The sequence below is a fragment of the Pseudomonas sp. TH41 genome (assembly GCF_016650695.1).
Lineage (GTDB): Bacteria > Pseudomonadota > Gammaproteobacteria > Pseudomonadales > Pseudomonadaceae > Aquipseudomonas.
The window spans coordinates 426,554-448,508 of the sequence record NZ_JAEKFH010000005.1 but is presented as its reverse complement, the minus strand read 5'-3'; the positions used below and the strand labels follow the sequence as shown (position 1 = coordinate 448,508).

Sequence of the window (21,955 nt, the reverse complement as noted above, 5' to 3'; positions counted from 1 at the left end):
CATGCACATGCACCCGTACCCGCGATATTCGAGTTATCAGATCTGAATTCGTTAAAACCGAAGTATACCCGCTAAAAATACGAATTTTCCTGAAGTGTTCGCCTGCCTAGAATGCGTCGCTATCAACGGGCCATCGTTTCGACCCGGATTGTTCTATCGAGGAAAGCATCATGAAGCTCAAAACCACGGCGCTGCTGATTACGTCTTTACTGGTACTGGCCGGTTGTGACCAGGCCGAGAAAAGCGCGCAGCAACTGATGGGCAAGGCTGCCGAAACCGCCAAACAAGCGATTGACGATACCCACAAAGCCGCCGAGCAAGCACTCAGCGATGCCACTGGCAGCTTGATCAGCAAGAAAGAAGCACCGGGCGAAGACAAAGAGAAAACCGACGCTTCGTCCCAGGAAATCTAAACCGTCTTACAGCGAGTCAGGACTGACCCATGGAATACTTAGTAGAACTTGCCGCCAGCCCCACCGCGTGGGTCGCCCTGGCCACTTTGATCGTCATGGAAATCGTGCTCGGCATCGATAACCTGATCTTCATCTCGATCCTGACCAACAAATTGCCCGAGCAGCACCGGCAGAAGGCGCGGCGCATTGGTATCGGCATGGCGTTGATTTTGCGCTTGGCGTTGCTGAGCACGATCGCTTTCATCGTCCAGCTGACTGAGCCTGTGATCGAAATTTTCGGCCAGGCCTTCTCGTGGAAGGACATGATCCTGATTGCCGGTGGCCTGTTCCTGTTGTGGAAGGCGACCACCGAGATCCATCACAGCATGGACCCGGCGCCGGAAGATCCGAAGTCGGCTACTTCTGGTGTGACCCTGGGCTTTGCGGCTGCAATCGGTCAGATCCTGATGCTGGACATGGTGTTCTCCATCGACAGCATCATTACCGCGGTCGGCATGACCGAGCACTTGCCGATCATGATCATTGCGGTGGTGGTGTCGGTGCTGGTGATGTTGCTGGCGGCTGATCCTTTGGCCAAGTTCATCAACGACAACCCGACGGTGGTGATGCTGGCGCTGGGCTTCCTGATCATGATCGGCATGACGCTGATCGCTGAAGGTTTCGGCGCCCACGTACCGAAAGGCTACGTCTACGCGGCCATGGCGTTCTCGGCGACGATCGAGGGTCTGAACATGATGTCGCGTCGGGCCAGGCAGAAACGCCTCTCTGCTGAAGCTTGACCCGCTATAAATGAAAATGGCCGCCTGAACCCATTGTAGGAGCTGCCGCAGGCTGCGATCTTTTGATCTTGAAGAATTAAAGTCAAAAGATCGCAGCCTGCGGCAGCTCCTACAAGGATCGCATTCAGGCGTTTTTATTTGTGGGTGTCAGTGGGCGCTGGCGTGACGGCCAAGTGCCTTTACCGGTTTTGCTGGTTGAACGGGGTGGTGATGGTGCCGACGCGCAATTCGCAGGACTCCCCACAACATGGCGGCGGCAACGGCCAGCCAGCTGGAAATCAACATCACAATGGTCATTGTCAGGCTCATCAGTGCCTCCTCTTTGCCCTGCTGCGGGCACACACTCTTTGCAAGTGACAGTCTAGTCGCTGCTGTATTTCAGGCGATTGACCAAAGGCCGGCATCACCAACCAGTTCGCTCTATCGAATGCAATCAACTGTCGTTTAAGGCTATACCGCCGCCGCGCGGCGTCCTATGATCGACAGCCAAGCCGGGAGCGCGAATACCTGGCGTCTGATCAAGAGAGTGATGAAGGTGCGGGTATTTTCTCGAATTCTATCGGCGGCGCTGATTGTGGGCTGCGTTGCAGGTCTGGCGGGTTGTGCGGGGAGCGTTGCGCCTGAGATCAAGCGCCTGCCGGAGCGTGTCGAACTCAGCGGCAGGTTCTACCGGGGCGTGGCCAATCAAAGCGGACCGCAAGTGCTGGCCAGCATGTTGTCCCAGCAAGGCGTTGTGATTACCCCGGGCTTGCTCGAAAAGCCCTTGCATTTGCCGGGCGCCGAAGCGCAGTTGCAGCAGAACATTCAGAACCTTGCCCGCGAGTACGGCATGGTGGTCTATCCCCTCGACAGCAATCTGCCCGCATTGTTGACCCAGGTCGCGGCCGGTTTTCCGGTGATGGTGCGTTTTACCGATGGTTCGGCGTTCTGGGCGGAACCCCGTTACGCCATTCTTGCTGGCTACAACCGTCAGAAGAAGACAGTGTTGCTGCGCGCCGGGATGAATCGCCGGTACCTGATGAGCTTCAGTTCATTTGAATCGGCTTTCAAGGATGCCGGTGGCTGGGCCGTTTTGATCCAGGCGCCCACGCAGATTCCGGCCAGCGTCGATCAGACGCGGTGGCTCAAGGCTGCGAATGATCTTGCCCAGGCAGGGCAGGAGCAGGCCGCCGCCAAAGCGAAGAAGGCACTGACCGCGCAATAAGTTCCCGTTCGTCATTTGTATGGCACTGCAAGGCGCGGTCGGCCTCTTACGGATAAGGCCCCGGATTCTTCCGGGGCAGAATCAAGGAGGTGTCCATGGCACATTCCACTTCACCCTCGGGCCCGCATTCGTCTGAACATTCTTCAGGCAATGAATTGGGTTTTGATCCTGATTCACCGGACCTCGCCGATCCTCAGGTCGATCCCATCGGACCTGCCAAGGCGCCTAGAGATATAAAGCCGGGCGAGAAAGGCAAGGCTCCGGCCAAGCCTTATGACCCGCTCGCTAACCTGAAACCCTGACGTTCAGTGTGAGGTGTGTATGTCTACTGATTCGAGTTTTGACGACAAACGTCCGGACAGTGTTCCAACAACCCCCGAAGACGACATTGATCCGGTGATGGATCCGGACAGCCCGTTGCGCGATCCTTTGGCCAGGCCTCTGGTGGTGCCAACAGAGCATCGGCAAGGCACAAGGGATCCGAGTGCCGGCGACGGCATTCCCGATGACGACCAGATGCCGCTGCCGAATGATTAATGCCAAATGGAGTTCACTGTAGGAGCGAGCTTGCTCGCGATGGTCGTTAACGATAACGCGTGTTTATTGGCTAAACGCAGCGCTCTTGAGGCCATCGGGAGCAAGCTCGCTCCCACACGGTAGACCTATTCGGGGCTTCTTTTTGTTGTCTGCCTGACTTACTTCGACGCTTCAATTACGCCGCTTTGGCGGTGCTTGAGGTTCTTTTCTGCCTTGTATTGCAACGCCACCGACGGCACGTCCGTGCTCCTGCCGGTTTCGACCCAGCTGCGGATCCGCGTGGCATCCGCAAAGTGCGTGTATTTGCCGAAGGCGTCGAGAATCACCAGCGCAACAGGGCGGTTGCCCATGCTGGTCACCAGTACCAGGCAGTGACCAGCCTCGTTGGTGAAACCGGTCTTGGTGATCTTGATGTCCCAATTTGGCTTGTTGACCAAGTGATCGGTGTTATGGAAACCCAGAACGTAGTTGGGCTTACGGAACCGCACGGACGTTTCCTTGGTGGTGGTCAGCTCGGTCAGGATCGGGTACTTGTGCGCGGCGATCAGCAGTTTGGTCAGGTCACGGGCAGTGGACACGTTGCGCGGGGAGAGACCGGTTGGTTCAACGAAGTGGGTATTGGTCATGCCCAGCGCCTTGGCCTTTGCGTTCATGGCCGCGATAAACGCGACATAACCACCCGGGAAGTGATGGGCGAGGCTGGCGGCGGCACGGTTTTCCGACGACATCAGGGCGATCAGCAGCATTTCCCGGCGCGGCAATTCGCTGTTGAGTTTGACGCGGGAGAACACGCCTTTCATTTCCGGCGTGTCGCCAATATTCACGGAAATGTACTCATCCATATTCTGTCGGGCTTCGACAACCACAAGGCCCGTCATCAGCTTGCTGACGGAAGCGATCGGCACAACCACGTCAGGATTGTTGGCATAGATGACTTTATTGGTCTGCAGATCCATCAGCAATGCGCTGCCTGAAGCGATCTTCAAATGTGAAGTGTCTCGGGGCGCCGATGTCGTGTCGGCAGCGTTGGCCATTGGTGCGATGAAAGTCCCTGTAAATGCAAAAAATAGACTCAGGATGGATAGACGGATTTTCACGCTGGCAGACTCGTAATGTGTTGATAAGCCGTTTTGTAACGGGCTATTTCGGAAAAGCGCGACATTCTGGAGTATGGCTGAATAACTGTCGATGGTTGTTCAAGTAAGGGGTGAAAGTCCTTGGAAATATGAAAAAAAAGTCATTTTCCGGCGGATGGTCGATCTTTTTCTGCGGGCAAAAAGAACCCCGCCACGGGCGGGGTTTTTTGACTCGTTGTCTACGTCTGCGTCGACACTCAGCTGTGCAGGGTTTCGGCGGCGTACAACGTGTTTTCCAGCAGGCAAGCGCGGGTCATCGGGCCGACACCACCGGGAACCGGAGTGATCCAGCCAGCGCGGGGCAGGGCGGTTTCGTAGATCACGTCACCGACCAGTTTGCCGTCTTCCTGGCGGTTGATGCCGACGTCGATCACGATCGCGCCTTCCTTGATCCATTCACCCTTGACCAGCCCCGGCTTGCCGGCGGCGACCACCACCAGATCGGCACGACCGACGTGGCCAGCCAGATCCTTGGTGAAGCGATGGGTGACGGTCACGGTGCAACCCGCCAGCAGCAATTCCATCGCCATCGGGCGACCGACAATATTGGAGGCGCCAACAATGACAGCATCCATGCCGTAAAGATCGGCGCCGGTGCTTTCCAGTAACGTCATGATGCCTTTAGGCGTGCACGGACGCAGCAGTGGAATGCGCTGGGCCAGGCGGCCGACGTTATAAGGATGGAAACCGTCGACGTCCTTGTCCGGACGAATGCGTTCCAGCAATTTGGAGGCATCCAGGTGTTCCGGTAAAGGAAGCTGAAGCAGAACGCCGTCGATCGCCGGGTCGTCATTCAGTCGATCGATCAGATCGGTGAGTGCTTCTTGAGTGGTTTCGGAAGGCAGGTCGTAGGCTTGGGAAATGAAGCCGACCTCTTCACAGTCTTTACGCTTGTGCGAGACATAAACCTGAGAGGCAGGATCGCTGCCGACCAGGATCACCGCGAGACCGGGTGTGCGCAGGCCTTGCTGGCGACGCTCGGTGACGCGTTTGGCGATCTGCTGGCGCAGGCTGGCGGCGATCGATTTGCCGTCGATTAGTTGTGCAGTCATTGCGCGTGATTAACCATCGAGAGGGGAAAAAAAGAGAACGCATTCTCGCATGTCATGAGGTGAGGGCAAAGGCGCTTGGTCTGCAAATTCCCCTAACTCCTTTAATTAAATGAATTTTTTTTAAAAAGGATTTGACGGCCTTTAGGGTGCTCTATACTATTCGTCGCACTTGTCGGGCACAGCCTAGCACTGGATGAGAAGGTCAAGCGGGATTACGGTTTCGTGAGGCTGGAAGCACTTAGTTTGTAGTCCTCCAAGAGTACAGATTAATAAGGCGCCCGTAGCTCAGCTGGATAGAGCATCCGCCTTCTAAGCGGATGGTCGCAGGTTCGAGTCCTGCCGGGTGCGCCATTAGGCAGCTTTGGCACAAGTAGCGCAATATGGTGGGCGTAGCTCAGTTGGTAGAGCACGGGATTGTGACTCCCGTTGTCGAGGGTTCGATCCCCTTCGTCCACCCCATATTTCGAGAGGCGCCAGATTTAACAGTCTGGCGCCTTTGCTTTAACAGCTTCAAACTGCGGATGTGGTGGAATTGGTAGACACACTGGATTTAGGTTCCAGCGCCGCGAGGCGTAAGAGTTCGAGTCTCTTCATCCGCACCAAATAAAGCTTCACTCAGGCCGACTGGCTTGGCTGGAGCGCAGCAAGGGAGTTGTTTGGCTTCTTTGTAAGGCAATATGGTGGGCGTAGCTCAGTTGGTAGAGCACGGGATTGTGACTCCCGTTGTCGAGGGTTCGATCCCCTTCGTCCACCCCATATTTCGAGAGGCGCCAGATTTAACAGTCTGGCGCCTTTTTTGTTTTAGCGGTTCGAGTGTTCAGCGACTGCAGGTTCTGGGTCGCAGGGGTGGGGGTTTCGTCGTATTTATGTTTCTCGATGATGCGCCGCCGCCCGCCGGCCTTGCTCGCAAGATCGGCTGTCAGGGAGATGATTGGCAGCTTCTTCTATATATAGAAGGATTGATGCAGAGCCCTGGCATGATTGGATGTATTTGCTAACAGGGCGAGGCACAACCGTTTGTCCCCGCCTAATAAATTGCCTGCTGCTTTTTTACCCGTTTTCAGTAGGGTGACTTCTTGAGTTTGACCCACTAGAATGCATGCCCTTGATTCTGGGGTCGGAAACGGCCGGCTAACGTCTGTGCAACGAGGAATATCCATGCAAGTTTCTGTTGAAAATACTTCTGCTCTTGAGCGCCGCATGAGCATCACCGTGCCGGCTGAGCGCATTGAGACTCAGGTCAACAAGCGTCTGCAGCAGACTGCCCAAAAGGCCAAGATTGCTGGCTTCCGTCCAGGCAAAGTGCCAATGAGTGAAATCAAGCGCCGTTTCGGTGCTGATGCACGTCAGGAAGCAGTGGGCGACGTGATCCAGTCCTCTTTCTACGAAGCCGTTGTTGAGCAGAAGCTGAACCCGGCTGGCGCTCCTTCGATCGAGCCTAAGTCGATTGAAGCTGGCAAAGACCTGGAATACGTCGCAGTTTTCGAAGTGTTCCCAGAGTTCACCGTTGCCGGTTTCGACGGTATCACCGTAGAGCGCCTGAGCGCTGACGTGGCTGACGCCGATCTGGACAAAATGCTGGACGTGCTGCGCAAGCAGAACACCCGTTTCGAAGTGGCTGATCGCGCCGCTCAGAACGAAGACCAGCTGAACATCGATTTCGTCGGCAAGGTTGACGGTGAAGTGTTCGCTGGCGGTTCCGCCAAAGGCACTCAGCTGGTGCTGGGTTCCGGCCGCATGATCCCTGGTTTCGAAGACGGTCTGGTTGGCGCTAAAGCCGGCGAAGAGCGCGTTCTGAACCTGACCTTCCCAGAGGACTATCAGAACCTCGACCTGGCTGGCAAAACCGCTGAGTTCACCGTGACGGTGAACACTGTTTCCGAGCCAAAACTGCCAGAACTGAACGAAGAATTCTTCGCTCAATTCGGCATCAAGGAAACTGGCCTGGAAGGCTTCCGCACTGAAGTTCGCAAGAACATGGAGCGCGAGCTGCGTCAGGCGATCAAATCCAAGGTCAAGAATCAGGTAATGGACGGTCTGCTGGCCACCAACCCGATCGAAGTGCCTAAGGCTCTGCTGTCCAACGAAGTTGACCGTCTGCGCGTGCAGGCTGTTCAGCAGTTCGGCGGCAACATCAAGCCTGACCAACTGCCGGCCGAGCTGTTCGAAGAACAAGCCAAGCGCCGCGTTGTGCTGGGTCTGATCGTGGCTGAAGTGGTCAAGCAGTTCGACCTCAAGCCTGACGAAGCCCGCGTTCGTGAAATGATTCAGGAAATGGCTTCGGCCTACCAAGAGCCTGAGCAGGTTGTGTCCTGGTACTACAAGAACGACCAGCAACTGAACGAAGTCCGTTCGGTTGTGCTGGAAGAACAAGTTGTGGATACTGTTCTGCAGAAAGCTAGCGTGACCGACAAGTCGGTCTCTTACGAAGAAGCAGTCAAGCCGGTAGAAGCTCCACAAGCCGACTGATCGTTTTTGCTGTAAGAAGTACACACCATAAGCCAGCCTTCGTGCTGGCTTATGCGTATTCAAGACATAACTATTTGGGAGTGACTGCAGAGCATGTTCCGTAATTCGTATATTCAGCAGAACTCTGATATCCAGGCCGCAGGCGGCCTGGTCCCGATGGTTGTCGAGCAGTCTGCTCGTGGCGAGCGCGCTTACGACATTTACTCGCGCCTTCTCAAGGAGCGAGTGATTTTTCTGGTTGGCCCGGTAGAGGACTACATGGCCAACCTGATCTGTGCGCAACTGCTGTTCCTTGAAGCGGAAAACCCGGACAAGGACATCCATCTCTATATCAACTCCCCGGGCGGTTCGGTGACGGCGGGTATGTCGATCTATGACACCATGCAGTTCATCAAGCCAAACGTGTCGACCACCTGTATCGGTCAGGCGTGCAGCATGGGCGCGTTTCTGCTGACAGCAGGTGCCGCTGGCAAACGTTACTGCTTGCCGAACTCGCGTGTGATGATTCACCAGCCACTGGGCGGTTTCCAGGGCCAGGCGTCGGATATCGAAATCCATGCCAAGGAAATCCTCTTCATTCGCGAGCGTCTCAACACGCTGATGGCCCAGCACAGCGGGCACACTCTTGAAGAAATCGAGCGCGACACCAATCGCGATAACTTCATGAGTGCCGAAGCCGCACGTGAGTACGGGTTGATCGATGAAGTGATCAGCCAGCGCCCCGCTTAAAATAAGCAGCTCAAAAAGGGGTGGTCGGCTGCTCCGATCACCAGCGGGCTTGAAAAAGCCCGCAATAGCCTTCATCTTGTGTTGCAAGCCTATCGGATTTGGATCGAACGAATGACTGACACCCGCAACGGCGAGGACAACGGCAAGCTGCTCTATTGCTCCTTCTGTGGCAAAAGCCAGCATGAAGTGCGTAAGTTGATTGCCGGCCCCTCGGTCTTTATTTGCGACGAGTGCGTCGACCTGTGCAATGACATCATCCGTGAGGAGGTGCAGGAAGCCCAGGCCGAAAGCAGCGCGCATAAATTGCCTTCGCCTAAAGAAATCAGCGGCATCCTTGATCAGTATGTGATTGGTCAGGAGCGTGCGAAAAAGGTTCTGGCCGTAGCGGTATACAACCACTACAAGCGTCTGAACCAGCGTGACAAAAAGAATGACGACGTCGAGCTCGGCAAAAGCAACATCTTGCTGATCGGCCCGACAGGCTCGGGTAAAACCCTGCTTGCCGAAACACTGGCCCGCTTGTTGAACGTTCCGTTCACCATCGCCGACGCAACCACCCTCACCGAGGCGGGTTACGTAGGTGAAGATGTCGAGAACATCATTCAGAAGCTGCTGCAGAAGTGCGATTACGACGTAGAAAAAGCCCAGATGGGCATTGTCTACATCGATGAGATCGACAAGATCTCGCGCAAGTCTGACAACCCGTCGATCACCCGGGACGTTTCCGGTGAAGGCGTGCAGCAGGCCCTGCTCAAGTTGATCGAAGGCACGGTCGCTTCCGTTCCGCCTCAAGGTGGTCGCAAGCATCCGCAGCAGGAATTCCTTCAGGTCGACACCCGTAACATCCTGTTCATCTGTGGTGGTGCGTTCTCCGGTCTGGAAAAGGTTATTCAAAACCGTTCCACCAAGGGTGGCATTGGTTTCAACGCGGAAGTGCGCAGCAAGGAAGAAGGCAAGAAAGTCGGTGAGTCCCTGCGTGAAGTCGAACCTGACGATCTGGTCAAGTTCGGTCTGATCCCGGAGTTCGTCGGTCGTCTGCCCGTTCTTGCCACGCTGGACGAGCTTGATGAGGCTGCTTTGATGCAGATTCTCACCGAGCCGAAAAATGCTCTGACCAAACAGTATGCCAAGCTGTTCGAGATGGAAGGTGTGGACCTGGAATTCCGGGCCGACGCTCTGAAATCGGTCGCCAAACGTGCCCTGGAACGCAAAACCGGTGCCCGTGGACTGCGCTCGATTCTCGAAGGTGTATTGCTCGACACTATGTATGAAATTCCCTCGCAGTCCGAGGTGAGTAAAGTAGTGATCGATGAAAGCGTTATAGAAGGTAAGTCCAAGCCACTGTATATCTACGAAAACAGTGAGCCGGCTGCCAAGGCCGCGCCAGACGCTTAAGCGTCACGCAGCTGGAATAAAGAAGGGGCCTTCGGGCCCCTTTGCTTTTGTAGGAGCTGCCGAAGGCTCGGGCCGCGTGCGGACGATCTTTTTAAGCGGTTTTTTAATCCGCTTGTTTTTTTCCAAACCAGCCCCCATCTTGGTTTCAAGCTTACATCCATCTGTTTACGGCCTTATGGCCGCCGTAGAGGCGAAATCATGAAGACAACCATCGAATTGCCTCTCCTGCCATTGCGTGATGTTGTGGTTTATCCGCACATGGTTATCCCGCTGTTCGTGGGGCGCGAGAAATCCATCGAAGCCCTCGAGGCTGCGATGACGGGCGACAAGCAGATCCTTCTGCTGGCTCAGAGAAACCCTGCTGACGACGATCCCGGTGAAGATGCACTCTATCGCGTAGGTACAATCGCTACTGTGCTGCAGCTGCTCAAGCTGCCTGACGGCACGGTCAAGGTTCTGGTTGAAGGTGAGCAGCGGGGCGCCGTGGAGCGCTTCAGCGAAGTGGACGGCCACTGCCGTGCCGAAGTCTCATTGATCGACGAAGTCGACGCGCCTGAACGCGAGTCGGAAGTATTTGTCCGCAGCCTGTTGGCTCAATTCGAGCAATATGTGCAGCTGGGCAAGAAAGTCCCCGCTGAAGTCCTGTCGTCGCTTAACAGCATCGACGAGCCAGGCCGCCTGGTCGACACCATGGCTGCGCACATGGCCCTGAAGATCGAGCAGAAGCAGGAAATCCTCGAAATCATTGATTTGTCGGCCCGGGTCGAGCACGTTTTGGCGTTGCTGGATGCCGAGATCGATCTGCTGCAAGTCGAAAAACGGATTCGCGGTCGCGTCAAAAAACAAATGGAGCGCAGCCAGCGCGAGTACTACCTGAATGAGCAAATGAAGGCCATTCAGAAAGAGCTCGGCGACAGCGACGAAGGCCACAACGAAATCGAAGAGCTGAAAAAGCGCATCGATGCCGCGGGTCTGCCGAAAGATGCCTTGGCCAAAGCCCAGGGCGAGCTGAACAAGCTCAAGCAAATGTCGCCAATGTCTGCTGAAGCGACCGTGGTGCGTTCTTACATCGACTGGCTGGTTCAGGTGCCGTGGAAGGCTCAGAGCAAGGTACGCCTGGACCTGGCTCGTGCAGAGGACATCCTCGACGCCGACCATTACGGTCTGGAAGAAGTCAAAGAACGGATCCTCGAATACCTCGCCGTGCAAAAACGCGTGAAGAAAATTCGTGGTCCGGTGTTGTGCCTGGTCGGTCCTCCTGGGGTGGGTAAAACCTCTCTGGCGGAGTCGATTGCTCACGCCACTAACCGCAAATTCGTGCGCATGGCCCTCGGTGGTGTGCGCGATGAAGCGGAAATTCGTGGTCATCGCCGTACTTATATCGGTTCGATGCCAGGAAGATTGATTCAAAAGATGACAAAGGTGGGAGTGCGCAACCCGCTGTTCCTGCTCGATGAAATCGACAAAATGGGCAGCGACATGCGTGGCGATCCGGCCTCGGCATTGCTGGAAGTGCTCGATCCGGAGCAGAACCACAACTTCAACGATCACTATCTGGAAGTCGACTACGACCTGTCCGATGTGATGTTCCTTTGCACCTCGAACTCCATGAACATCCCGCCGGCGCTGCTGGACCGGATGGAAGTGATTCGTCTGCCGGGTTACACCGAAGACGAGAAGATCAACATCGCCGTCAAATACCTTTCGCCCAAGCAGATTACGGCCAACGGCCTGAAAAAAGGCGAGCTGGAATTCGACGCCGAGGCGATTCGCGACATCATTCGCTACTACACCCGCGAAGCCGGTGTACGTGGCCTGGAGCGCCAGATCGCCAAGGTTTGCCGCAAGGCAGTCAAAGAGCACGCGATGGAAAAACGCTTCTCGGTGAAGGTGACTGCGGAGATGCTGGAACACTTCCTTGGCGTGCGCAAATTCCGTTACGGCCTGGCGGAGTCGCAAGATCAGATCGGTCAGGTTACCGGGTTGGCGTGGACTCAAGTGGGCGGCGAATTGCTGACCATCGAAGCCGCTGTCGTACCGGGCAAAGGCCAGTTGATCAAGACCGGTTCATTGGGTGACGTGATGGTCGAGTCGATCACCGCCGCGTTGACCGTTGTCCGCAGTCGTGCGAAGAGCCTGGGGATTCCTCTCGACTTCCACGAGAAGCGTGACACGCACATCCACATGCCGGAAGGGGCGACCCCGAAGGACGGCCCTAGCGCCGGTGTAGGCATGTGCACGGCGTTGGTATCGGCATTGACAGGGATCCCTGTGCGCGCGGATGTCGCCATGACGGGCGAAATCACATTGCGTGGGCAGGTATTGGCGATTGGCGGTCTTAAGGAAAAACTGCTCGCTGCTCACCGTGGCGGGATCAAGACCGTGATCATTCCTGAAGAGAACGTGCGCGATTTGAAGGAAATTCCTGACAATATCAAGCAAGATCTGCAGATTAAACCGGTTAAATGGATTGACGAGGTCCTGCAAATTGCGCTGCAATACGCGCCGGAGCCCTTGCCGGATGTGGTTCCAGAGATTGTTGCGAAGGATGAAAAACGCGAGTCTGACTCTAAGGAAAGAATTAGCACGCATTAGTACGCATTTGCCTGAGGGGCTTCCTTGACAGCTTTTTAGAGCCCTTGTTATAAAGCGGCTCTTTTGTAGTGTCTGTAGGCCATTCAGCACTCGTTTTTGTTTTTACCAAAAAACTTAGAATCATACTCAAATAGATATAAGGGGACTTAGAGTGAACAAGTCGGAACTGATTGATGCTATCGCTGCATCCGCTGATATCCCGAAAGCTGCTGCTGGCCGTGCGCTGGACGCTGTAATCGAATCCGTCACTGGCGCTCTCAAGGCTGGCGACTCTGTTGTTCTGGTTGGTTTCGGTACTTTCTCCGTAACTGATCGTCCAGCTCGCATTGGTCGTAACCCACAGACCGGTAAGACACTGGAAATCGCAGCAGCCAAAAAACCAGGTTTCAAAGCCGGTAAAGCACTGAAAGAAGCTGTCAACTAAGTTCGATTCAGGTTTTTGCCTATCCGGGTCGGGGTCATGCCTGACCTGGCAGCGGAGCGGTAGTCCAGTCGACAAGTTGCCGATCTGAGACCACCGAGGGTCGCAAGTTCGAACCCTCGGTCCGCTCCGCCAGTTACGAGAAGGCGCATCCTCGGATGCGCCTTTCTTCTATCCGGATTCTACCCACGCTCCACGGTTGCCTAATTTTGAAGTTCAACCGTTTCTGGGGGACGCATGCTGCAGAATATCAGGGACAATTCACAAGGCTGGATTGCCAAAACCATCATTGGTGTCGTCGTTGCACTGATGGCTTTGACCGGTTTCGACGCCATTTTCAAGGCCACGACGCACACCAATGATGCGGCCAAGGTCAACGGCGAAGAAATCAGCCAGAACGAGCTGAGCCAGGCGGTCGATATGCAACGCCGTCAGCTGATGCAACAGCTGGGCAAAGATTTCGACGCTTCCTTGCTCGATGAAAAAATGCTGCGCGAATCGGCCCTCAAAGGCCTGATCGATCGCAAACTGCTGCTGCAAGGCGCAGAAAACTCGAAATTCGCTTTTTCCGAAGTGGCTTTGGACCAGGTGATCCTGCAAACGCCTGAATTCCAGGTGGATGGCAAGTTCAGTCGTGAGCGTTTCGATCAGGTCATTCGTCAACTCGGCTACAGCCGCATGCAATTCCGCCAGATGCTGGCTCAGGAAATGCTGATCGGTCAGTTGCGCGCCGGTTTGGCGGGTAGCGGTTTCGTCACTGATGCACAGGTGCTGGCGTTCGCCCGTCTGGAAAAACAGACCCGCGATTTCGCTTTCCTGAACGTCAAGGCTGACCCGGCGGCTGTTAAGCTGACCGACGATGAGGTCAAGGCCTACTACGACGAACACGCCAAGGAGTTCATGACACCGGATCAGGTCGTCATTGATTACCTCGAATTGAAGAAGGCTTCCTTCTTCGATCAGGTCAGCGTCAAGGACGAAGACCTGCAAGCGGCGTATCAGAAAGAAATTGCGAACCTGTCCGAGCAACGCCGGGCTGCGCACATTCTGATCGAAGTGAACGATAAAGTGACCGAGGCGCAAGCCAAGGCCAAGATCGAAGAGGTCCAGGCGCGTCTGGCCAAAGGTGAGAAATTCGAGGCTCTGGCCAAGGAATTCTCCCAGGATCCGGGTTCGGCGAACAACGGCGGTGACCTCGGTTATGCAGGTCCTGGCGTCTACGATCCAGCCTTCGAAAAAGCGCTTTATGCGTTGGCCAAGGATCAGGTTTCCGGGCCGGTTCGCACCGATTTCGGTTTCCACCTGATCAAGCTGTTGGGTGTGGAAGCACCTGAAGTGCCGACGTTCGCCAGCCTGAAAGACAAACTGACTCGCGAGGCGAAAACTCAGCAGGTCGAGCAACGTTTTGTCGAGGCGACCAAGCAATTGGAAGACTCTACGTTCGAATCGTCCGATCTGGCCCAGCCGGCGCAGGACCTGAAGCTGACGATTCATACGTCCAAGCCGTTCGGCCGTGAAGGTGGCGAAGGTATTGCGGCTAACCGTGCCGTGGTCACCGCTGCATTCAGTCCTGAAGTGCTGGATGAAGGCGCCAACAGCACCGCAATCGAGCTGGACCCTGAAACCGTGGTCGTGCTGCGGGCCAAGGAACACCTGAAGCCTGCGCAATTGCCGCTTGAAAGCGTCAATGCGAGCATCCGAGTGCAATTGGCCAAGGAGCACGCCAGTGCTGCCGCCAAGACCAAGGCTGAACAGCTGATTGTCAGCTTGCGCGAAGGCAAGACACCGCTGGACAAGGCGATCGACGGTCAGAGCTGGAAAGTGACCCAGGCAGCCACTCGTGGCCAGGAAGGGGTCGACCCAGCCGTGCTGCAAGCGCTGTTCCGCATGCCGAAGCCGGCGGCCAAGGACAAGCCAACCTTCAGCAACGTGACCCTGGCCGATGGTAGCCTGGTGATCGTGCGTCTGAACGCCGTGAACGACTCGGCGGCACCGACCGATGAAGAGAAGGCTCAATACCGTCGCTATCTCGCTTCGCGTATTGGCCAGCAAGACTTTGCGGCTTACCGCAAACAGCTGGAAAGCCAGGCCGACATCAAGCGCTACTGATGTCAGACTGAGTTTTGCGCTGCACCAAGACCCCGGCCGAAAGGCCGGGGTCTTTTGTTATCCGTACGTCGTTTTTTTGTGCGACATTCCCCGCAAACAGGGGTCAATAGCCGTGTAACTCTTTTAAGACACAATCGATGCGGCACTCAGCATCGATCTGTTGCACAATACGCCCCGGACCGTTTCCCTCAGGATGTTCAATGTTTAATTCATTTCCCATGCGTGTTGCCGGGCTGGCGTTGGTGCTGGCCGTCGCGGCCGGTTGCTCGTCGAAAAAGTCCGCCATCTATGAGCATGAGAACTTCAACGACTCCGGCACGTTTTCGCGTAGTTACCCGGTGACTGATGTGCAGACGTGCGAAGCCGCTCGTCGGGCATTGCTCAGCCAGGGCTACATCATTACCAGCGGCGACCCGAAACTGGTCAGCGGACACAAAAGTTTCCAGCAGACCGGCGAGACCCATATGGAGATCAGCTTCAGTGTGGTCTGTGCCGATGACGGCAGCGAGGGGCATCACGCCACTATGTTCGCCAACGCCTTGCAGGATCGTTATGCGCTGAAGAAGACCAACAACTCCGCCAGCGTCGGTGTGGGTGTGCTGGGTTCGGTGTCGATGCCCATTGGCTCGTCCGACGACTCAATGGTCAAGGTCGCCAGCGAAACCGTATCCTCGGCGAAGTTCTACGAACGTTTCTTCACGCTGGTCGAGTTGTTCCTGCCGCCAGAAGCGAAGAAAGCCGCGCACATCATCGAGAAGCCGAAAACCGATCTGGGCGTGCCAGAACCCAAGGTTGCACCGGCTGCGCCAACGCCAACGCCGGCACCTGCGGCAGAACCTGCGCCGCCCCCTGCCGAATCCGCTCCCGCAGCCTCGGAGCCAGTGACGCCTGCGCCTGAAGCTGCGCCGATTGCCAAGACCGAAAACAACGAGTCGACGCCGTCCACGGAAGCCGTTACTCCACCGGCGAACCCGAGCAACATGGCGCCGCCGACCGAGCCGATTCCGGCCATGCCTGTCACCGGCCAGTAGTCCGTCACTGGTGTTACGGGTTCGGGTCAGACGATACCGAACCCGTAGTTGCCTTCAAGATTGATCTGCATCAAGCCGGGCCGTTGTCCTACAGCCTGTATCGAAAAAAATCCTGTGATAAATCCCTGACTGGCTGCTACTTTTTATCAAGTGGCTGCTTAGCGTCGTGCCTGCGTCATTTTTCGTTCACGTGGGCACTTTATGCTTGGGGCGCTGGTCATTTATTCAGACGATTTTTCAACGAGCTGTGGGGGATTCAAAAATGGACGATTATCAAGAAGAGCTGCTCGAGTTTCAGGCGTTTGAACTGGACCCGCTGGAACCGGCCGAAGATGCTACCGAGCTATAGCATCAGGCGGATTGGCGATGACTACGGCGAAACTCGCCGGGTGTCTGGCCATTCCACCGTTTGAAGGCTCGTTGAAATGCTTCGGCTGAGGCAAAGCCTAGCAAGTAGGCGATTTCACCAAATGCCAGTTCAGTGTCGCGGATATAGGTCATGGCCAGGTCGCGACGCGTGTCGTTGAGAATCGCGCGGAACTGCGTGCCTTCCTCGGCGAGTTTGCGGCGCAAGGTCCAGGTGGGCAGCTTCAGGCGTGCCGCCACCTCTTCCAGGTCGGGTTCCCGGCCACCATTGAGTAACGGCCCCAGCAACTGTGTGATGCGTTCACGCAGGCTGCGGGTGCGTGTCAGTTGCTCCAGTTCCCGCTCACACAGTTGCAGCAAGTGCCGCCAGGTGCTCGGACAGTGCTCCGGGTTGCGCTGGGCGAGGCTTTCCAGGCTCAAGCGCAGTTGATTGTGCTCGCAGCCAAACTGAATCGGACAGTCGCCCAGCACGGCATAAGCCTCACGGTACTGCGGCGCTTCGAACTCGATCTCAATGCGTTCGGCGCGCAGCTGGGCAGGGCTCACGCTGGATAAATGCTGCAACCAGCCTGCAATGATCGAATCCACCACGAAACGGTTATAGGCGTTGTACGGGCTGATGGAATAGAACCTCAGCCAGGCACCTGCGGCGTCTTCGTGAAAGGTCGATTGCCCTCGATAGTTGGAACCATACAAGGCTTCGAAGCGAATCAGGCAGCGTGCCGCTTCTCGCACCGTCGGCGCCTGTGCGGCGGTGACTCCGGCCAGGCCGGACTGGCTCAGGCGACTGAGCTGGCCCATGCGCAACCCCAGGGCAGGGTTGTCGGTCAGCTGAATGGCGCCGTGGCCCAGGCGCATGTAGCGCGGGATCGAAAGCCGGGCGCCGGCTTCGCCAAGGCGTGCCGCGTCCAGGCCATATTGTTCAAGCAGTGGCAATGGGTCTACGCCGTGACTGCGCACGGCGTCGGCCAGGCTATGGACGAAGCCTACCGAAAGATCACCGAGACGCATCGGCAGCGGTTTCATTGCCTACAACCAGAGATTCAGCAAGCGCGCACCACGGGCGTTGCCGTCGGCAAATTGCTGTCCGTTGCTGCTGAGAAAGCTTTGGCCGGCGCTGCCCTGATCCCAGAACTGGCCCCGCAGGAACACGCTCATGCCGGCGATTGCCCGACTGCTGGGCGGTTGAGCGGTGAGGGTCAGGCGATGCCAGGCCTGGCCTTCGCTGAGCTCGCCGGCTTTGAGGCTGACCGAACCTGGCGTCGACAGTCCCTTATAGCCGCGCCACGGTTTGTCCCACGTGCCGCGCCCGCTGACGTAGGCCGGGACCGCCACCAATTGCACGCCCTGTTCGTCGAGTTTGCGGTAGTTGTCGGGGTACCAGCTGTCGCTGCCAATCAACACGCCCAGGCGCCCGGCCGGGGTGTTGACGACATTGAGCGTGTGTTCGCCATTGGCCTCGATAACGTCATGGTCATCGAAAATTGGATGCATCTGACGCTGGGGCTGGCCGATGGGTCGGCCATCGCGGTCGAACACCACGCTGCTGTTGTACAGCGCGCCACGGCCGATTTTCAGGGTGCCGTCGATGACGCTGGGCTCGGGCAGCACAATGGAACCCGCCACCAGGGTTACGTGGAACTCCTTCGCCAGACTCCCGAACAGCGCCTGGTAATCTTTGGCCATGCCCTTGGCTTTCATCCGTAGGTGAGCGTCCTCCAGCCGGCTGTCGCCCTTGGCACTGATCCACGCGCGAAGGAACTTCCAGGGGTTGCTCACCGCCAGCCAGTTCATGGCTTCCTTGAGCGTGGTGGCTTGGTACAGCTCGTCTTTCTCGCCGCTGACCATTAGCCAGGTGCCGACATGTTCCGGCAATACGACGATGGTTTTTTCATTCAACAAGCCCTGATCCTGAGCCTTCTGCAAGTAAGCGGCGAGTTTGCGGTGCAAGCGTTCGGGACTTTGATAATCGGTGGGAAACAGCTCGGGCTGGATGCCCAGCAGATTGCCGCGATCGGCGGGCGTCCCCTGATCCACCGCCAGATTGATCCGCAGGTCCGACAAGTAATGACCCACCGGACGGTCCGCGGCCCACATTGCGTAGGTCGTGAGGACGGCGATCAACGCCATGGAGCAGGTCAGGTACAGAAGTTTGCGCATGGGAAAACAGTCAACGGCCGCGTGCAGGGTTCGCGACTAGGGTAGGGCTCATACCGGCGCTTGCCAAGGGCTGCTGTGCATTTGGATCAATAAGTTGTCAGTTACGGTCATTGAGCGACTGCGATGCGGCTCTTAATCTGTCGAACATGACTGACAGGGGCCGTAGAGCCTAATGCCAATCAGTTAAGCCGTAACGCGATCTGTAGCAGCTGGCGAAGCCTGCGTTCGGCTGCGCAGCAGTCGTAAAATCAGGCAGCGCGGTGTTTCAGGAAGACCTCGTGCTCAGGTTTTACGACTGCTGCGCAGCCGAACGCAGGCTTCGCCAGCTGCTACCAAGAGCGTGTTTCGCCTGAGATTTTCTTAACTGACTGACATTAGCCGTAGAGCACCTGCATTTTTTCCGTGATCGCTCGTTGTGGAGTTACCGATGGCCGCCGCTCATTACCCGCACCTGTTGGCCCCGCTGGACCTGGGTTTTACCACGTTGCGCAACCGCACCCTGATGGGGTCGATGCACACCGGTCTTGAGGAAAAGCCCGGCGGCTTCGAGCGCATGGCGGCGTACTTTGCCGAACGTGCCCGCGGCGGTGTCGGCCTGATGGTGACCGGCGGCATTGGTCCGAACGACGAGGGCGGGGTGTATTCCGGTGCGGCCAAGTTGACGACCGAAGAAGAAGCGCTCAAGCACCAGATCGTGACCCGCGCAGTGCACGAGGCGGGCGGCAAGATCTGCATGCAGATCCTTCACGCTGGCCGTTATGCCTACAGCCCGAAACAGGTTGCACCGAGCGCCATTCAGGCGCCGATCAACCCGTTCAAACCCAACGAGCTGGACGAGGAAGGCATCGAAAAGCAGATCAGCGATTTCGTTACCTGTTCGTCCCTGGCGCAAAAAGCCGAATACGACGGCGTCGAAATCATGGGCTCCGAGGGTTACTTCATTAACCAGTTCCTCGCGGCTCACACCAACCACCGTACCGACCGTTGGGGCGGCAGCTACGAAAACCGCATGCGTCTGCCGGTGGAAATCGTTCGCCGGGTCCGTGAAGCCGTGGGTCCCAACTTCATTATTATCTTCCGCCTGTCGATGCTCGACCTGGTGGAAGGCGGCAGCACCTGGGAAGAAGTCGTGACGCTGGCCAAGGCCATCGAGCACGCCGGTGCGACCCTCATCAACACCGGCATTGGCTGGCACGAAGCGCGGATTCCGACCATCGCAACCAAGGTGCCGCGTGCGGCGTTCAGCAAAGTCACGGCCAAGTTGCGCGGCTCGGTGAGTATTCCGCTGATCACCACCAACCGTATCAACACCCCGGAAGTCGCCGAGCAGATTCTTGCCGAAGGCGATGCCGACATGGTCTCGATGGCGCGGCCGTTCCTGGCCGACCCGGACTTCGTCAACAAGGCTGCCGCTGGGCGTGCCGATGAAATCAACACCTGCATCGGCTGTAACCAGGCCTGCCTCGATCACACCTTTGGCGGCAAATTGACCAGCTGCCTGGTGAACCCGCGGGCTTGTCATGAAACCGAACTCAACTATCTGCCCGTGCGGCAGATCAAGAAGATCGCCGTGGTCGGTGCCGGTCCTGCGGGCTTGTCCGCCGCCACCGTGGCTGCCGAACGGGGTCATCAGGTGACGCTGTTCGATTCGGCCAGCGAAATCGGTGGCCAGTTCAACATCGCCAAGCGTGTGCCCGGCAAGGAAGAATTCTTCGAAACCTTGCGCTATTTCAACCGCAAACTGCAGACCACCAACGTTGAGCTGTGCCTGAACACCCGTGTCGATGTGGCAAAACTGGTTGAAGGCGGATACGACGAGATCATTCTCGCCACGGGCATTGCCCCAAGAACTCCGGCGATTCCGGGCGTGGAGAACGCCAAGGTGTTGAGTTATCTCGACGTGATCCTCGAGCGCAAACCGGTGGGCAAGCGTGTCGCGGTGATCGGCGCCGGTGGTATTGGTTTTGACGTGTCGGAGTTCCTGGTCCATCAAGGCGTTGCGACCAGCCTGGACCGTGAAGCGTTCTGGAAAGAGTGGGGCATCGATACGCACCTTGAAGCACGCGGCGGTGTTGCCGGTATCAAGGCTGTGCCGCATGCGCCGGCCCGTGAAGTGTTCCTGCTGCAACGCAAAAAATCCAAGGTCGGCGACGGCCTGGGCAAGACCACAGGCTGGATTCACCGCACCGGTCTGAAGAACAAGCAGGTGCAGATGCTCAACAGCGTCGAGTACCTGAAGATCGACGACGAAGGTTTGCACATCCGCATCGGCGAAACCGGCGAGCCGCAGGTGCTGCCGGTGGACAACATCGTGATCTGCGCCGGGCAGGATCCGCTGCGTGAACTGCAAGACGGCTTGGTGGCTGCGGGGTTGAACGTGCATTTGATTGGCGGCGCGGATGTGGCGGCGGAGCTGGATGCCAAGCGCGCGATCAACCAGGGTTCGCGGTTGGCTGCTGAACTCTAACGTTCACAAGTCCCTGTAGGAGTTGTCGAAGGCTGCGATCTTTTGATTTGCTTTTAAAGGCTAAGATCAAAAGATCGCAGCCTTCGGCAGCTCCTACAGTGTTTGCGCTGGCTGGTAGACTCAGTTCTTTTCCAGATCGCGCAGAGCTCATGCTTTTTCCCTCCCCGAACGGGCTACCCCAAGCCCCTTTAGAACCCCTTCACCTCGACTGGCTCAACACTGCCGGCATCGAAGTCGCGATCCTGCGCCTGGACCAGATCGACCCGCTGATCAGCGGCAACAAGTGGTTCAAACTCATCGAACACCTGAAGACGGCTGACCTCGCCGGTGCCAAAGGCATCATCAGTCTGGGTGGTGCTCACTCCAATCATCTCCACGCACTGGCGGCTGCAGGCAAGCGTTTCGGTTTCAGCACCGTCGGCCTGCTGCGCGGTCATCCGCAAGAAACGCCAACGGTGAACGACTTGCAGGCCTTCGGCATGCAGTTGCACTGGCTGGGTTATGGCGGGTATCGCGCGCGGCATGAAGCGGGGTTCTGGCACTCATGGCAGACGCAGTATCCGGATCTGCATCCAGTGCCTGAAGGCGGCGGCGGTTTGCAGGGTGCAATAGGCTGCATGCAGCTTAAAGCAAGGGTCCACAAGCAACTGAGCGGTTTGGGCTGGAGCGGCTACGACGGTTGGTGGCTGGCGTGTGGAACCGGTACGACGCTGGCCGGCCTGGTGCTGGCCGAAGCGGGAGAGCACCCGGTTTACGGTGCGTTGGCGGTGCCCGACGATCACGGCGTGGCGCAGCAGGTCGAATCGATTGTGCTAGAGGCGGGTTTGCAGCATTCAGATTACCAACTGTTCGACGCCAGCCGGGGAGGCTTCGCCAAAGTCGATGCGCTGTTACTCGAATTCATCGAACAGACCGAATTGGCTAGCAGCATTGCCCTGGAACCGCTGTACACCGGTAAAGCACTGCTGATGCTCAAGCAGCAAGTCGACGCCGGAAAATTCGACAAGGGAACGCGCCTGATCTTCATCCACACCGGCGGTTTACAGGGCCGCCGCGGGTTTTCTTCGCAATTCTGAAGCGCGCTTCGTGCCA

19 protein-coding genes and 4 tRNA genes are annotated in these 21,955 nt (G+C 57.0%); 18 read left to right on the top strand and 5 right to left on the bottom strand.

Annotated features, from left to right (window positions below; translation table 11 throughout):
- Positions 1-170: 170 nt before the first annotated feature.
- Together JFU37_RS20570 and JFU37_RS20565 are read left to right on the top strand one after the other, a co-directional pair.
- Positions 171-413 carry a hypothetical protein gene (locus tag JFU37_RS20570; RefSeq protein WP_201118019.1) on the top strand — a complete coding sequence of 81 codons (243 nt, stop codon included), beginning with the start codon at positions 171-173 and terminating at the stop codon, positions 411-413.
- 29 nt (positions 414-442) lie between these two features.
- Entirely contained in the window at positions 443-1,192 is a 750-nt protein-coding gene (locus JFU37_RS20565; RefSeq protein WP_201118018.1) for a TerC family protein, read from the top strand.
- 147 nt (positions 1,193-1,339) lie between these two features.
- Here the strand turns inward: JFU37_RS20565 and JFU37_RS20560 are convergent, their stop codons facing one another.
- The gene (locus JFU37_RS20560) at positions 1,340-1,501 is read right to left on the bottom strand and encodes a hypothetical protein (RefSeq protein WP_207201683.1); all 162 of its coding nucleotides are present in this window, start codon (positions 1,499-1,501) and stop codon (positions 1,340-1,342) included.
- Between the two features lie 166 nt (positions 1,502-1,667).
- On the opposite strand from JFU37_RS20560, the gene JFU37_RS20555 reads away from it, so the two are divergent.
- The 3 genes from JFU37_RS20555 to JFU37_RS20545 all read left to right on the top strand — a co-directional run bounded on the left by JFU37_RS20555 (position 1,668) and on the right by JFU37_RS20545 (position 2,933).
- Positions 1,668-2,396 carry a peptidase C39 family protein gene (locus JFU37_RS20555; protein ID WP_201118016.1) on the top strand — a complete coding sequence of 243 codons (729 nt, stop codon included), beginning with the start codon at positions 1,668-1,670 and terminating at the stop codon, positions 2,394-2,396.
- A 95-nt stretch (positions 2,397-2,491) separates the two neighbouring features.
- Entirely contained in the window at positions 2,492-2,698 is a 207-nt protein-coding gene (locus JFU37_RS20550) for a DUF6021 family protein (protein ID WP_201118014.1), read from the top strand.
- A gap of 19 nt (positions 2,699-2,717) precedes the next feature.
- Positions 2,718-2,933 carry a hypothetical protein gene (locus JFU37_RS20545; protein ID WP_201118012.1) on the top strand — a complete coding sequence of 72 codons (216 nt, stop codon included), beginning with the start codon at positions 2,718-2,720 and terminating at the stop codon, positions 2,931-2,933.
- 158 nt (positions 2,934-3,091) lie between these two features.
- On the opposite strand, the gene pbpG is transcribed toward JFU37_RS20545, so the two are convergent.
- Together pbpG and folD are read right to left on the bottom strand one after the other, a co-directional pair.
- Entirely contained in the window at positions 3,092-4,030 is a 939-nt protein-coding gene (gene pbpG, locus JFU37_RS20540; protein ID WP_201118010.1) for a D-alanyl-D-alanine endopeptidase, read from the bottom strand.
- Between the two features lie 236 nt (positions 4,031-4,266).
- Positions 4,267-5,121: a bifunctional methylenetetrahydrofolate dehydrogenase/methenyltetrahydrofolate cyclohydrolase FolD gene (gene folD, locus JFU37_RS20535; protein ID WP_046032567.1), complete on the bottom strand. Its 855-nt coding sequence runs from the start codon at positions 5,119-5,121 to the stop codon at positions 4,267-4,269.
- Between the two features lie 274 nt (positions 5,122-5,395).
- Here folD and JFU37_RS20530 point away from each other — a divergent pair.
- The 11 genes from JFU37_RS20530 to JFU37_RS20480 all read left to right on the top strand — a co-directional run bounded on the left by JFU37_RS20530 (position 5,396) and on the right by JFU37_RS20480 (position 15,870).
- Positions 5,396-5,472: transfer RNA gene (locus JFU37_RS20530), tRNA-Arg, on the top strand.
- Between the two features lie 32 nt (positions 5,473-5,504).
- Positions 5,505-5,580, top strand: a tRNA-His gene (locus tag JFU37_RS20525).
- 58 nt (positions 5,581-5,638) lie between these two features.
- Positions 5,639-5,723: transfer RNA gene (locus tag JFU37_RS20520), tRNA-Leu, on the top strand.
- Between the two features lie 78 nt (positions 5,724-5,801).
- Positions 5,802-5,877: transfer RNA gene (locus JFU37_RS20515), tRNA-His, on the top strand.
- A 402-nt stretch (positions 5,878-6,279) separates the two neighbouring features.
- A complete protein-coding gene (tig, locus tag JFU37_RS20510) occupies positions 6,280-7,590 on the top strand; it encodes a trigger factor (protein ID WP_201118007.1) in 1,311 nt (436 codons plus the stop codon).
- Positions 7,591-7,683: 93 nt separating this feature from the next.
- Positions 7,684-8,319 carry an ATP-dependent Clp endopeptidase proteolytic subunit ClpP gene (clpP, locus tag JFU37_RS20505; RefSeq protein WP_201118005.1) on the top strand — a complete coding sequence of 212 codons (636 nt, stop codon included), beginning with the start codon at positions 7,684-7,686 and terminating at the stop codon, positions 8,317-8,319.
- A gap of 111 nt (positions 8,320-8,430) precedes the next feature.
- Positions 8,431-9,714, top strand: a complete 1,284-nt coding sequence (gene clpX, locus JFU37_RS20500) for an ATP-dependent Clp protease ATP-binding subunit ClpX (RefSeq protein ID WP_007946893.1) — start codon at positions 8,431-8,433, stop codon at positions 9,712-9,714.
- A 198-nt stretch (positions 9,715-9,912) separates the two neighbouring features.
- The gene (gene lon, locus JFU37_RS20495; protein WP_007946894.1) at positions 9,913-12,309 is read left to right on the top strand and encodes an endopeptidase La; all 2,397 of its coding nucleotides are present in this window, start codon (positions 9,913-9,915) and stop codon (positions 12,307-12,309) included.
- Between the two features lie 151 nt (positions 12,310-12,460).
- Complete coding sequence (locus tag JFU37_RS20490) at positions 12,461-12,733, top strand: HU family DNA-binding protein (protein WP_002552737.1); 273 nt, start codon at positions 12,461-12,463, stop codon at positions 12,731-12,733.
- A 234-nt stretch (positions 12,734-12,967) separates the two neighbouring features.
- Positions 12,968-14,839, top strand: a complete 1,872-nt coding sequence (locus JFU37_RS20485; RefSeq protein WP_201118003.1) for a SurA N-terminal domain-containing protein — start codon at positions 12,968-12,970, stop codon at positions 14,837-14,839.
- 200 nt (positions 14,840-15,039) lie between these two features.
- Positions 15,040-15,870, top strand: a complete 831-nt coding sequence (locus JFU37_RS20480; RefSeq protein ID WP_201118000.1) for a DUF2242 domain-containing protein — start codon at positions 15,040-15,042, stop codon at positions 15,868-15,870.
- Between the two features lie 351 nt (positions 15,871-16,221).
- On the opposite strand, the gene JFU37_RS20475 is transcribed toward JFU37_RS20480, so the two are convergent.
- Positions 16,222-17,262: an AraC family transcriptional regulator gene (locus JFU37_RS20475; RefSeq protein WP_201117999.1), complete on the bottom strand. Its 1,041-nt coding sequence runs from the start codon at positions 17,260-17,262 to the stop codon at positions 16,222-16,224.
- 3 nt (positions 17,263-17,265) lie between these two features.
- Positions 17,266-18,396, bottom strand: a complete 1,131-nt coding sequence (locus tag JFU37_RS20470) for a carbon-nitrogen hydrolase family protein (RefSeq protein ID WP_201117998.1) — start codon at positions 18,394-18,396, stop codon at positions 17,266-17,268.
- A gap of 427 nt (positions 18,397-18,823) precedes the next feature.
- Between JFU37_RS20470 and JFU37_RS20465 the strand changes: the two genes are divergently transcribed.
- Positions 18,824-20,863 (top strand): oxidoreductase, encoded by a 2,040-nt coding sequence (locus JFU37_RS20465; protein ID WP_201117997.1) that lies wholly within the window; start codon positions 18,824-18,826, stop codon positions 20,861-20,863.
- A 149-nt stretch (positions 20,864-21,012) separates the two neighbouring features.
- The gene (locus tag JFU37_RS20460) at positions 21,013-21,939 is read left to right on the top strand and encodes a 1-aminocyclopropane-1-carboxylate deaminase/D-cysteine desulfhydrase (protein WP_201117996.1); all 927 of its coding nucleotides are present in this window, start codon (positions 21,013-21,015) and stop codon (positions 21,937-21,939) included.
- Positions 21,940-21,955: the final 16 nt, after the last annotated feature.

What these genes read in the sequence shown, in the direction of transcription:
- JFU37_RS20480 (WP_201118000.1), top strand. Translation starts at nt 15,040, where the DNA reads ATGTTTAATTCATTTCCCATGCGTGTTGCCGGGCTGGCGTTGGTGCTG.
- JFU37_RS20560 (WP_207201683.1), bottom strand. Translation starts at nt 1,501, where the DNA reads ATGAGCCTGACAATGACCATTGTGATGTTGATTTCCAGCTGGCTGGCC.
- tig (WP_201118007.1), top strand. Translation starts at nt 6,280, where the DNA reads ATGCAAGTTTCTGTTGAAAATACTTCTGCTCTTGAGCGCCGCATGAGC.
- JFU37_RS20550 (WP_201118014.1), top strand. Translation starts at nt 2,492, where the DNA reads ATGGCACATTCCACTTCACCCTCGGGCCCGCATTCGTCTGAACATTCT.
- clpP (WP_201118005.1), top strand. Translation starts at nt 7,684, where the DNA reads ATGTTCCGTAATTCGTATATTCAGCAGAACTCTGATATCCAGGCCGCA.
- JFU37_RS20475 (WP_201117999.1), bottom strand. Translation starts at nt 17,262, where the DNA reads ATGAAACCGCTGCCGATGCGTCTCGGTGATCTTTCGGTAGGCTTCGTC.
- JFU37_RS20565 (WP_201118018.1), top strand. Translation starts at nt 443, where the DNA reads ATGGAATACTTAGTAGAACTTGCCGCCAGCCCCACCGCGTGGGTCGCC.
- JFU37_RS20460 (WP_201117996.1), top strand. Translation starts at nt 21,013, where the DNA reads ATGCTTTTTCCCTCCCCGAACGGGCTACCCCAAGCCCCTTTAGAACCC.
- JFU37_RS20570 (WP_201118019.1), top strand. Translation starts at nt 171, where the DNA reads ATGAAGCTCAAAACCACGGCGCTGCTGATTACGTCTTTACTGGTACTG.
- JFU37_RS20545 (WP_201118012.1), top strand. Translation starts at nt 2,718, where the DNA reads ATGTCTACTGATTCGAGTTTTGACGACAAACGTCCGGACAGTGTTCCA.
- JFU37_RS20470 (WP_201117998.1), bottom strand. Translation starts at nt 18,396, where the DNA reads ATGCGCAAACTTCTGTACCTGACCTGCTCCATGGCGTTGATCGCCGTC.
- folD (WP_046032567.1), bottom strand. Translation starts at nt 5,121, where the DNA reads ATGACTGCACAACTAATCGACGGCAAATCGATCGCCGCCAGCCTGCGC.
- JFU37_RS20465 (WP_201117997.1), top strand. Translation starts at nt 18,824, where the DNA reads ATGGCCGCCGCTCATTACCCGCACCTGTTGGCCCCGCTGGACCTGGGT.
- lon (WP_007946894.1), top strand. Translation starts at nt 9,913, where the DNA reads ATGAAGACAACCATCGAATTGCCTCTCCTGCCATTGCGTGATGTTGTG.
- JFU37_RS20555 (WP_201118016.1), top strand. Translation starts at nt 1,668, where the DNA reads ATGATCGACAGCCAAGCCGGGAGCGCGAATACCTGGCGTCTGATCAAG.
- clpX (WP_007946893.1), top strand. Translation starts at nt 8,431, where the DNA reads ATGACTGACACCCGCAACGGCGAGGACAACGGCAAGCTGCTCTATTGC.
- JFU37_RS20485 (WP_201118003.1), top strand. Translation starts at nt 12,968, where the DNA reads ATGCTGCAGAATATCAGGGACAATTCACAAGGCTGGATTGCCAAAACC.